This is a genomic window from Frankia sp. CeTa3Moorea (genome assembly GCF_978021225.1).
In genome coordinates this window covers 1-7,474 of sequence record NZ_CDXDOR010000068.1, presented here as the reverse complement: position 1 = coordinate 7,474, position 7,474 = coordinate 1, and the positions used below count along the sequence as shown (strand labels likewise).

5 protein-coding genes and 1 pseudogene are annotated in these 7,474 nt (G+C 71.8%); 3 read left to right on the top strand and 3 right to left on the bottom strand.

The genetic code is table 11. From position 1 onward, the window contains the following. A pseudogene (locus tag AC08OV_RS13715) lies at window positions 1-295 on the bottom strand (hypothetical protein); the annotation flags it as partial. A 99-nt stretch (window positions 296-394) separates the two neighbouring features. Between AC08OV_RS13715 and coaE the strand changes: the two are divergent. Beyond that, window positions 395-1,045: a dephospho-CoA kinase gene (gene coaE, locus AC08OV_RS13710; protein WP_476615235.1), complete on the top strand. Its 651-nt coding sequence runs from the start codon at window positions 395-397 to the stop codon at window positions 1,043-1,045. Window positions 1,046-1,070: 25 nt separating this feature from the next. Here the strand turns inward: coaE and uvrB are convergent, their stop codons facing one another. Both uvrB and AC08OV_RS13700 read right to left on the bottom strand, forming a co-directional pair. Beyond that, window positions 1,071-3,200, bottom strand: a complete 2,130-nt coding sequence (uvrB, locus tag AC08OV_RS13705) for an excinuclease ABC subunit UvrB (RefSeq protein WP_476599171.1) — start codon at window positions 3,198-3,200, stop codon at window positions 1,071-1,073. A 95-nt stretch (window positions 3,201-3,295) separates the two neighbouring features. Further along, window positions 3,296-4,798, bottom strand: a complete 1,503-nt coding sequence (locus tag AC08OV_RS13700; protein ID WP_476615236.1) for a PucR family transcriptional regulator — start codon at window positions 4,796-4,798, stop codon at window positions 3,296-3,298. 237 nt (window positions 4,799-5,035) lie between these two features. On the opposite strand from AC08OV_RS13700, the gene AC08OV_RS13695 reads away from it, so the two are divergent. Both AC08OV_RS13695 and AC08OV_RS13690 read left to right on the top strand, forming a co-directional pair. Continuing rightward, entirely contained in the window at window positions 5,036-6,355 is a 1,320-nt protein-coding gene (locus AC08OV_RS13695; RefSeq protein WP_476619749.1) for a peptidase M50, read from the top strand. A 168-nt stretch (window positions 6,356-6,523) separates the two neighbouring features. Then, a partial coding sequence (locus AC08OV_RS13690; protein ID WP_476619748.1) for a TerC family protein occupies window positions 6,524-7,474 on the top strand: 951 nt, incomplete at its 3' end.

Sequence of the window (7,474 nt, the reverse complement as noted above, 5' to 3'; positions counted from 1 at the left end):
CCGGACGGGTGCTGAGGCGCCGTAGGAGCACCGAGCGGATGTTGTTGCGGGCCAGACCGAAGTAGCCGACGTCGATCAGCCCGCGGAAGAACGCGGCGATCAGCAGGGCGGGGACGAACGGCACCGTGCCGCCGACCAGCAGCAGGATCGCCCACGTGGGTCGCAGCGCGACGAGCAGCAATGGTGCCGAATCGGCGAGCGCCGGTGCCAGGGCGAGGCCGAGGGCACCGAGACCGAGCAGCGTGCCGGTGAGCAGGACCGGCCAGAGCCGATGCGCGACCGGGGCAGCCTCCATCCGCACAGTCTGCCAAGTACGCGAGCTGCCAAGTACGCGAGGGCGCAGACGGGCGGACCGGTCGGGTGGCTGGCTCCGGGAGCTGGCAGACTCGGCGATGTGTTCACAGTAGGTCTGACGGGTGGCATTGGTTCGGGCAAGAGCGCGGTGTCGGCGCGCCTCGCGGCCCGGGGCGCCCTGCTGATCGACGCCGACCAGGTCGCCCGGGACGTGGTGGCGCCCGGCACCCCGGGGCTCGCCGCGGTCCTGGCGGAGTTCGGCACCGAACTGGCGAACGCGGACGGTGGCTTGGACCGCGAGGCGCTCGGCCGGATCGTGTTCGCCGATCCCGCCGCCCGCGGCCGGCTCGAAGCGATCGTCCATCCGTTGATCCGCGAGGAGACGGCGCGGCGCATGGGGGAGGTGCCACCGAGCGGGATCGCCGTGCACGACATCCCGCTGCTCGTCGAGGTGCACGCCGAGGGGGCCTACGACGTGGTGCTGGTCGTCGAGGCGCCGCGGGAGCTGCGGCTGCACCGCCTCGAGGCCCGCGGCCTGCCCCGCGACCAGGCGCTGGCGCGGATGGCGAACCAGGCCACGGACTCCCAGCGCCGGGCCGTCGCCGACATCGTGGTGGACAACGGTGGGAGCCTGGACGACCTCGACGCCCGCATCGAGGAGGTCTGGCAGGACCTGCTGGCCCGCCGCGACGCCAAGGCCGCAGCCAAGACTGGGACCGTCGCCACGGATACCGTCGCCCCAGCCGGCTGATCGTGGCAGGCCGGCGCTCACGGCATCACTGCACGCCGGCGGCGCCCATGCCACGCAGCTCCTTCTTCAGCTCGGCGATCTCGTCGCGCAGCCGGGCGGCCAGCTCGAACTGCAGCTCCTTCGCCGCCTCGTGCATCTGGTCGTCGAGCTGGCGGATGAGCTGCGCGAGTTCGTGGGAGGGCAGGCCGGCGAGTTCGGCGGCGTACCGGCCGGCGGCACCCTCCCTGCCGGCGCGCGACTTCATCCCCGGAACCGGGGCCTTGCCGCGGGACTGCGACCGGCCGCCGCCGATCAGCTCGCCGTCGGCCGACTCGCGAACCATGTCGTCGAGGATGTCGACGACCTTCTTACGCAGGGGCTGGGGGTCCAGCCCGCGCTCGGTGTTGTAGGCGATCTGCTTCTCGCGCCGCCGGTTCGTCTCGTCGATGGCGCGGCGCATCGACGGGGTGATCGCATCCGCGTACATGTGGACCTGCCCGGACACGTTACGGGCGGCCCGGCCGATCGTCTGGATCAGTGACTTGTCCGAGCGCAGGAAGCCCTCCTTGTCGGCGTCGAGGATGCTCACCAGCGACACCTCGGGCAGGTCGAGACCCTCGCGGAGCAGGTTGATCCCGACGAGCACGTCGAACTCGCCGCGGCGCAGTTCGGTGAGCAGCTCCACCCGGCGCAGGGTGTCCACCTCGCTGTGCAGGTACCGCACCCGGATGCCGAGCTCGAGCAGGTAGTCGGTGAGGTCCTCGGCCATCTTCTTGGTCAGCGTGGTGACCAGGACCCGTTCGTCCCGCTCGGCGCGCAGCCGGATCTCGTGGACGAGATCGTCGATCTGCCCCTTCGTCGGCTTGAGCACGACCTCGGGGTCGAGCAGGCCGGTAGGCCGGATGATCTGCTCGACGACGCCGACGGACCGGCCCAGCTCGTAGGGGCCCGGGGTCGCCGACAGGTAGACCGTCTGGCCGATGCGACCGAGGAACTCCTCCCACCGCAGCGGGCGGTTGTCCATGGCGCTGGGCAGCCGGAACCCGTGCTCGACGAGGTTGCGCTTGCGGGACATGTCGCCCTCGTACATCCCGCCGATCTGCGGGACGGTGTTGTGCGACTCGTCGATCACCAGCAGGAAGTCGTCGGGGAAGTAGTCGAGCAGGGTGTGCGGCGGGCTCCCGGCCTCGCGGCCGTCGATGTGCCGGGAGTAGTTCTCGATGCCCGAGCAGAACCCGACCTGGCGCATCATCTCGATGTCGTAGGTGGTGCGCATCCGCAGCCGCTGCGCCTCCAGCAGCCTGCCCTGCCGCTCCATGGTGGCCAGCCGCTCGGCGAGCTCCGCCTCGATGCCGGCGATCGCCCGCTCCATCCGCTCCGGCCCGGCGACGTAGTGCGTGGCCGGGAAGACGTAGATCTCCTCCGCCTCGCGGACGACCTCCCCGGTCAGTGGATGCAGGTAGGTGAGCCGCTCGATCTCGTCGCCGAACATCTCGGCTCGGACGGCGAGCTCCTCGTAGACCGGGAAGATCTCCACCGTGTCCCCCCGGACCCGGAACGTCCCGCGGGTGAAGGCGAGGTCGTTGCGGGTGTACTGCACGTCGACGAAGCGGCGCAGCAGCAGGTCTCGCTCGATCTCGTCACCGACCCTCAGCCGCACCATCCGGTCGATGTACTCCTGAGGCGTGCCGAGTCCGTAGATACAGCTGACGCTCGCGACCACGACGACGTCCCGGCGGGTGAGCAGGCTCATCGTCGCCGAGTGCCGCAGCCGCTCCACCTCCTCGTTGATCGAGGAATCCTTCTCGATGTAGGTGTCCGTCTGCGCGATGTACGCCTCGGGCTGGTAGTAGTCGTAGTACGAGACGAAGTACTCGACGGCGTTGTGCGGCAGCAGCTCCCGGAACTCGTTGGCGAGCTGCGCGGCGAGCGTCTTGTTCGGAGCCATCACCAACGTCGGCCGCTGCAGGCGCTCGACCAGCCACGCGGTGGTCGCGGACTTCCCAGTGCCAGTGGCGCCGAGGAGAACGACGTCGGACTCGCCGGCCCCGACCCGCCGGGCCAGCTCGTCGATGGCGGCGGGCTGGTCGCCCGACGGGGAGAAGTCGGACACGACCTGGAACGGCGCCCGCGTCCGCTCGATGTCGATGGTGGGCCGTTCGAACGTTGTGCTCACGGCTCCTAGCACACCACAGGCCTCCGACGGTTTCCGCCCGGTCCCCCGCGCGCCCCCCGGGACCGCGGGACCAGCCGCTGTCAGCCGGGGCGCGGTCAGTCGGCCGAGGGATCCCAGCCGATCAGCCGTGCCCCGAGCACGGCGGTCTGCAGGACGTAACGGTCGGTAGGCGAGGCCGGGTCGTGCCTGGTCAGGGCGTGGATACGGTCCAGCCGGTAGGTCAGGGCACGCACGGACAGGTGCAGCCGCCGCGCCGCCGCGAGCGCCACCCCGCCGGTGGTGAAGTAGGCGTCGAGGGTGTCGATCAGCGGACCGGCGCCGCCCCGCGCCGTGCGCAGCGGCGAGAGCACCGCGTCCACCAGTTCGGCCAGGGCCTCCCGGTCACGCAGCAGGACCTTGTAGATGAGCAGGTCGTCGGCGTGGACGACGTGCCCGTCGAGCCCGAGCCGCCCGGCGATGTCGACGGCGCCGCGGGCCTCCTCGAACCCGATGCGGACCCCGGCGACCCCGCTGCGCCCCCGGCTGACCCCCAGCCGCCAGACCAGCCCGGGCTCGGCCTGCAGCCGCCGGGCCAGCGCCGTCACCGCCGTCATCGTCGTCACCGCCGTGGCCGCCGTGGCCGCCGTGGCCGTGCCCTCCGCCAGCGCGAACGCCGGCAGCGGGGAGAATCCCGCGTCGCCGGTCTTCGGCAGGTCCGGGCGGCGGCGCCCACGCGGCCCGGCTCCCGGCGCCGGCCGGCCGGCCGGGGAGGTGAGGTTCGCGGCGGCACCGGCCGGGAACCGGGTCAGGTCGTTCTCCTCGGGCATGAGGCAGACGAGCAGACCGTTCCTGGTGGCGACCAGCGGGTCGGTCGGACAGTGCTCCCGCAGTGTCGCCTCCGCCGACCGGGTCAGGCCGCGGCCGTCGAGGAACCGGCGGTTGCCCGCGACGACGACGACCACGTGCGGCGCCTCCAGGCGCAGGCCGAACGTACCGGCCCGTTCCAGTAGTTGCCCCACCTCCGACGTGCCGGTCAGCAGGTCGTCGACGAGCTCGCGGCGCAGCGCCTCCTCGAAGCGGGCCCGGGCGGTGCGGGCGGCCTCGTAGCCCTCGCAAACGGCGGCGACCACGTCGTCGCTGGCCCGCAGCACCGCCGAGGCCGCCGCCCGGGTCCTCGAGACGGCGCCGACGGCCTCGGCCATGGAGCGCGGGGCATCCGTGGGCTGACCGGGCTGTGCCGGGCCGCTCGAAGCCCGGCCGAGCTCGCGGGCCGCCCGGTCGGCTGCCCGGACGGCCGGCAGCGACGGCCAGATCCGCCAGGTTGCAGAGAGGTAGAGGTCGACGAGGGCACGCAGCGCGGCGCCGGACTCCGCCGCCGTCCGGCCGAGCGCACGGAACGTATCCAGCTCCGCCGCGGACAGCCGCCGTCCGCTGTCCGCGGCGGAGGCTAGGACGTCGAGATAGTCCCCGAGCAGGCCGGCGTGCAGCCGGGCGTCGGCGGCGGCCAGCACGGCCGCCCGGGGGAGCCGGGTGAGGCTTGTCCCGGGCAGTCCCGCCGGGGCGTCGTTGTCGACCGCGGTGATCTCAGCCGGCCGGGCTACTTCCTCTACTTTCTCCACCTGCCGCTCTCCTCCCTCTCCACCCGCCGGTCTCCTCCCTCGATGATGCCGAACTTCGATGATGCCGAACTTCGATGTTGCCGAACCTCGGCAACGAGATCGTAGGCAAAGTCGCAGACTCCCTGCGGTGTCTGCCGGGACGTTGAAGGGCAGGCTAGGCGTTGAGCATGTGTGACACCTGGTCGTGACCGCGGCCAGGTGAAGGGTGAAAGAACTCATTAGGAGCTCTGAGCGGACATGACCACCCATGACGCCACCCGACGGGGACATCTCCCGCCGATCACGGTGCGTCCGGGATTGGCTATCTCGGTGGCGATCGTCACCATCCTCCTCTCCGCGATCACGCTGCCGGCCACCGTGCCCGGCCGGCCCGGATTCGCCTACCTGTCCGGCGGCCTGATCGGGGCGGGCCTGCTCGTGGGCGTCCTGCTGGCCGCCGATCTGATGCGGGCCCGGTCGGCCCGCCGGTCGGGGGTGACCGCTCTCGGCATCACCCTCGGCGCCTTCGGAAGCCGGCTGGTCCTGGCCGGCGCACCCGACCGCTCCGCGAGCGTGGTGGCTGCCCCGCGCCCGGCACCCCCCCACCCGGCATCCCGCGGCATCGATCTCGCGCCGCCGCCCGTGGCGGCCCTCGATCCCGCGCCGGGGATGGGCACCCAGGTCGGTACCCAGGTCGGTACCCAGGTCGAGGCGCGGATCGCGCGGGCCGGCCTGCTCGTCACCGCCGCCGCCGGGGCCCTGCTCGTCGTGCTCGGCGCCCTGGCACCCGCCGGCACCTGGGAACTGGCCGGGGAGGTGGCCCTGTGGGTGGGTACCTTCGCGCTGCTGGTGACCCTCGTCGACGTCCTCCCCTCCCCGCGCAGCTCCGGCGGCCGGTTGATTGCCGCCCGGGTGGAGCGCCGCACCGGCAGTCGTGCGCGCGCCGAGCAGGCCGCGGCCCGCGCCGGCGTGATCACTGGCTGGTCGCTGATCGCCGTCGGGGTGGTCGGGTCGTTCCTGGTTGGGCTCGTCGCGCTGTGGGCCGTCCTGCTGGGTTGGTTGGCGCTGGGCACCTCCCGGTTCGCCCAGGCGCAGCAGCGGGCCTACGTCGCGCTGGAGGGTCTGACCGTCCGGGACGTGATGAGCCCGCCGCCGCCGCCGTTGTCCGCCTGGACGACCGTCGCGAGCGCGCTGGACGAGGTCGTCCTGCCCTCGCGGAGGGCGGTGTTCGGGGTCGAGGACTTCGACGGATCCCTCGCCGGGGTGGTGCTGTTGCGTGACCTCGCCGCCGTGCCGATGGACGATCGAGGTCTCGCCCGGATCAACCGGGTCATGATTCCGCTGGAGATGGTTGCCACCGCCCGTCCGGACGAGCAGCTGACGGGCGTCACCGGCCGACTTCTGGAGCGGCCGGCCGCGGGCTGCGTCGTCGTCCTCGACGCCGCCCCGGATGACGGTCGCCTCCGCTTGATCGGAACGGTGGGCCCGGTGGAGCTGAACCAGGCGGTGGAGACCGCCCCGCTGCGCGGGCGCGCCACCACGGTCCGCCCCGCCCACCCCGGCGGCTTCTGGCGCTGACCGCCCGCCGCGGCGGGCACCCGGCTCCCCTCCTACTCCTCGGCGTGACCATCGCCGGGTGAAGTGTGCTCTGACCGGCTGCTGGCAACGGGGCCCGGTCGGTCAGGGCGACACCGTTCCGCGCCGCGTGCCCGCGGCGCCGCGTTCCGACACCACTGGAGATCACCTGTGTACGTGCCCCCCTGGGCCTGGGCCGCCTTCGTCGGCGTCCTGCTCACACTCCTGACCATCGACCTGCTGGCACATCGTCGGGCTCACGTCATCGGCTTTCGCGAGGCCGCGTGGTGGAGCGTTCTGTGGGTCTCGCTGGGCATCGGATTCGCCGGTGTCATCTGGGCCTGGCAGGGCCCGGGGCCCGCCGGCGAGTACGCCGCCGCGTGGCTGCTGGAGAAGAGCCTGTCCGTCGACAACCTCTTCGTCTTCGCGCTGATCTTCTCTTATTTCAAGGTGCCTCGCGCCTACCAGCACCGCGTCCTGTTCTACGGTGTGCTGGGAGCGCTCGTGCTCCGTTTCCTGTTCATCGCGGCCGGTATCGCGCTGCTCGAACGCTTCAGCTTTGTCATCTACGTCTTCGGGGCTTTTCTGCTCTACACGGCAGTCACGATGCTCCGGGGCAACGGCGTCGAGATGGATCCGGGCCGGAGCAGGGCGGTCGCGCTGCTGCGCAAGGTCATTCCGGTCACCGACGACTATCAGGGGCAGCGTTTCGTGTTTCGGCGTGCCGGGAAGCTGGTCGCCACGCCGCTACTGGCGGTCCTCGTCATGATCGAGACGGCCGACGTCCTGTTCGCGTTCGACTCGGTGCCCGCTGCGCTCGGTGTGACCGACAAGGTGTTCCTGGTCTACACGAGCAACGCCCTGGCCATCCTGGGGCTGCGGTCGTTGTTCTTCCTGCTCTCCGGTCTGATGGATCGTTTCCACCACCTGGCGACGGGGCTCGCGTTCATCCTGGCCTTCATCGGCGTGAAGATGTTGCTCACCGACGTGTGGCACCCGCCGATCGCGCTGTCGCTCGGCGTCATCGCGGTGACATTGATCGTGGCTATCGTCTGGTCGCTGCGTACCACCCCGCCGGCCCCGCGGTCCGTGGCTGAGCCGGAGGGGGTGGCCGAGCCGGAG

Excerpts from the sequence above, each read along its gene's own strand:
- AC08OV_RS13695 (WP_476619749.1), top strand. The coding sequence starts at position 5,036 with ATGACCACCCATGACGCCACCCGACGGGGACATCTCCCGCCGATCACG.